Annotated in this window: 2 protein-coding genes; one reads left to right on the top strand and one right to left on the bottom strand. The window is 34.5% G+C overall.

The annotated features are described in order from the left end of the window. Positions 1-239: 239 nt before the first annotated feature. A complete protein-coding gene (locus F6K13_RS23370) occupies positions 240-2195 on the top strand; it encodes an NHLP bacteriocin system secretion protein (RefSeq protein WP_124154154.1) in 1956 nt (651 codons plus the stop codon). Between the two features lie 330 nt (positions 2196-2525). On the opposite strand, the gene F6K13_RS23375 is transcribed toward F6K13_RS23370, so the two are convergent. After that, positions 2526-3032, bottom strand: a complete 507-nt coding sequence (locus F6K13_RS23375; RefSeq protein WP_124154155.1) for a DNA-binding protein — start codon at positions 3030-3032, stop codon at positions 2526-2528. Positions 3033-3714 lie beyond the last annotated feature (682 nt).

Consider the following 3714-nt stretch of genomic DNA (forward strand, 5'->3'; position numbering starts at 1 on the left):
TAATGGCGTTGGTAATTTATGTATAACTGTTTAACCGTAGATGATATCATAAGTAATCTCTAAGTGAGTTTTTCCTATTCACAGGAAGATGCCACAATTATAAATGTGAAATACTATCAGAAATTAGTGTATAACCATTACTTTAAGTTTATAGACTTTCACTTCTGAATTCTGATTTTTGACTTATAACTTCCGTGAAATGGTATGACTGTTCACTACTCCCTTAACTAATAACTGAAATGACCGACTCCACAAAACGCCCTATCTTTTCTCAAGAGTCATGGGAACAGATATCTTCCCCAGAAGAATTTGACCAATTAATACAAGTAGTTACTGTCAAAGACTGGCTATCTTTTGCCATATTCGGCGGTCTAGTATTAGTTGGTATCTCATGGAGTATTTTTGGCAAAATACCTATTACTGTAACTGGGAAAGGAGTATTAATTCGCCCCCGACAAGTAGTAGAATTTCAATCAGCAATTCAAGGTAATTTAGAATCTCTGAAAATTAGAGATGGAGACTGTGTAAAAAAAGATGATGTACTGGCAACTATCGATCCATCTCAGCTCAAAAAACAGTTAGAGTTACAACAGCAAAAGCTAATTCTTCTCCAAACTCAAGCAGTAGATACTCAACAGTTAGAAAGTCAACGCACTGAATTAGAAATAGATGGTTTGACAAGTAAAGCGGAAAGTTTAAGACAACGTTTGCAAGACACTCAAAATTTGACTCCTACCCTACAAAATAATACTTTAAAAGCACTCAAGGAACAACGTCAGACTTTGGAGCAACGTTTACAGGATATGGAAGCTGTTACTCCGATATTAAAAGAGGAAAAATTACAGGAAATTAATCAACAACGGACAAGTTTAGAAAAACGTTTGGGAGATGCTCAAAAATTAACTCCTGAATTGAGGGATAAAAAATTACAGGCGATCGCTAAACAAAAGGTTACTCTTCAGCAAAGGTTAGAAAATGCTAAAAATTTAACTCCTATTTTGCGGGATAAAAATGAGTTGGCGTTGCAACAACAACAAGAAAGTTTACAGCAACGTTTGAAGGATGCTCAAGAGTTAGTTCCTGTTTTTCAAAAGAGACTGACAGAGCGCCAAGAATTATTTGATGAGGGTGCTATTTCTCAAGATAATTTATTACAAACTGAACAAGATTTTCGGCAAAATTTACAGTCTATTGCTCAAATTGAAGCTGAATTAAGGCAATTAGAAGTACAGGAAGCAGAAACTACTGAAAAATATTTACAAAATTTCAGTAATATTAGCGAAATTGAGGATAAAATCAAGGATTTAGAATTGGAGGAAGTAGAAACTAATGAGAGATATTTGGATAATATTAATACTATTAGAGAAATTGAAACTGAATTACAGGCATTAGATTCACAAACGACGGAAACTTCTAAACAATTTTTGGATAATCTCAATCAAATTAATGAGATAAAAGTACAGTTACAGCAAGTTAAATTGCAAGAAACGGAAGCTATGGAAAAATATTTGGAAAATCAGAATACAATTGCGCAATTAAAAGTAGATTTACAGGATTTAGATACCCAGAGAAAACGTTTAGAACAGGAAAATTTAAAAGCAGTAAATACTCGCAAAAATCAAATAGCAGAGGTTAACCGAGAAATTGCTAAATTAGAAAAACAGGTTGCTGATAATAGTAAAATTCTTAGTCCGATAGATGGATGTATTTTGGAAATTAAAAGCACTGTCGGACAGTATGTAAATCCTGGTACTTCTCTGGGTAAAATTAATGTTCAAGGAAAGTCATCTGAATTAGTAGCGGTTAGTTATTTCCCTGTAAAAGATGGCAAGCGGATTAAGTCTGATATGGAAATTCAGATTACTCCCGATACTGTAAAACGGGAAAGATTTGGGGGAATTATTGGCAATATTAATTCTATTTCTAATTTTCCTGTGACTAAAGAAGGTGCAAGTTTTGTGGTAGGAAATCCTGAAGTTGTCGAGAATATTATTGGGGAAAGTGGGGGGCAAATTGAAGCTTATGTTCAACTAAAAAAAGATGATAATACCTTTAGTGGTTATGAATGGTCTTCAAGTAAAGGACCTCAACAAAAATTAACTGCTGGTACGACTATAACAGCACGAGTAAGAGTTGAGGAAAGAGCGCCTATTACATTTGTTTTGCCAATATTAAGAGAGTGGACTGGAATTTAGAATTCAAAAGTCAGGTGCATTAAGCTCCACTTCGTTATAAAACTCAAAATCCTGATTATTATTTAGGAGCAGTAAGGGGTTTTTTACAACAAGTCGGGTAATAAGTGCCTATGCAAAATTAATTACCTATTCTGTCATAAAATTACGCAACTATATTTGACATTGCAAGTAGCCTGAAGTCAAATGATAGAGGCATCTTAATCAATTTTTGGAGATGTCTAATTACTTGCATAACAATCTACAATGCCAGCCTCAAAGTTAAACAAGCCGACACCACTATTTAATATATTTAAAATAAACATTAGTTGAATTTAAAAATCAGATTCTAAATTAACTAGCATCTTGGGGTTCATTTTCGTCTAGTTCCGTATCTCGGAAATATTTGCGAATAATTTCAACTTCAGGCTCTACTTCAATCCACAGACGAGCACCACCTGCTTGACTCTTGTTAGGTTTATGAGGTCGATAGACAATTTTGCAATTTCCCAGAATTTCTACTTCGTGGCAGCGATGGTTTTTACCTCCTTGTTTGACAGAAATAGCTGCAAGAGATGTGCCGTGGTCTCGGTTATAGTCAATTTCTTTTCGCAGCACATGGATAAAAGTATTGCCTGTACGGAATCCTTTATTCCAAGTTCCTTGAGGACCTCGACGACCAGGAGTAATTTCTGGCATTCCTCGACGATTTAAAGGAATTACCCAAAACCGTTTGACTTTTTTGGCTCCTTTGAGACGACCTTGCCTGAGAAGTAACCTGAGTCTAGCCGTAGAAATATTTAGAAGAAATGCTGCTTCTGTTGTACCAACTTTATCTGGTTCAGTATTTGTATCTTTCATAAACTGTTTCGGAACATATATATAAGGGATAAAATGGGTAAGTATTTACCATCAAACCACAAAGGATTTAATTTGGCAATAATTTTTGATTTTCCAGTATTGACTTATAATAGTAATCTTAGTGGAAAATTTTACAATTACCCAAAATCTCAACTAAATCTGGTTTAGTCCTAATATCTTCCATAAACTGTTTCGGAGCAAATTAAGGATAGACCGGATAACCATTTACAATTAAACCACAAAAGCTAATTTACCTCTTCTATCTGAGGAGATAAAAATTTCACTTCTATATATATATAGATAGTGAAAAATTTGCCAGAGACTTTTCCAGAATATTTAGTCTATCTAGAGCTAAGTAGAGATTTTCAGCAAGTATAGCGCTCGCCTCTTGCCTCCCTTCGACTTTTTGCCAGTTTTTCTGATAGATGAAAATTTCACTTCTTTCTATAGATAGTCAAAAATTTGCCAGAGACTTTTCCAGATATTTGCTCTTTACTAGAGGTAAGTAGATATTTTTTGAAGTGGAGCATTGCCTTTTGCTTCACCTCGACTTTTTGCCAGTTTTCTGAGGAGATGAAAATTTTACTTCTATATATAGATAGTCAAAAATTTGTCAGAGACTTTCCCCAGATATTTGCTCTTTCTAGAGGTAAGTAGAGATTTTCAGCAAGTGGAGCATTGC

The sequence above is a fragment of the Okeania sp. SIO2B9 genome (assembly GCF_010672505.1).
In the GTDB taxonomy this organism is placed as follows: Bacteria; Cyanobacteriota; Cyanobacteriia; order Cyanobacteriales; family Microcoleaceae; genus Okeania; species Okeania hirsuta.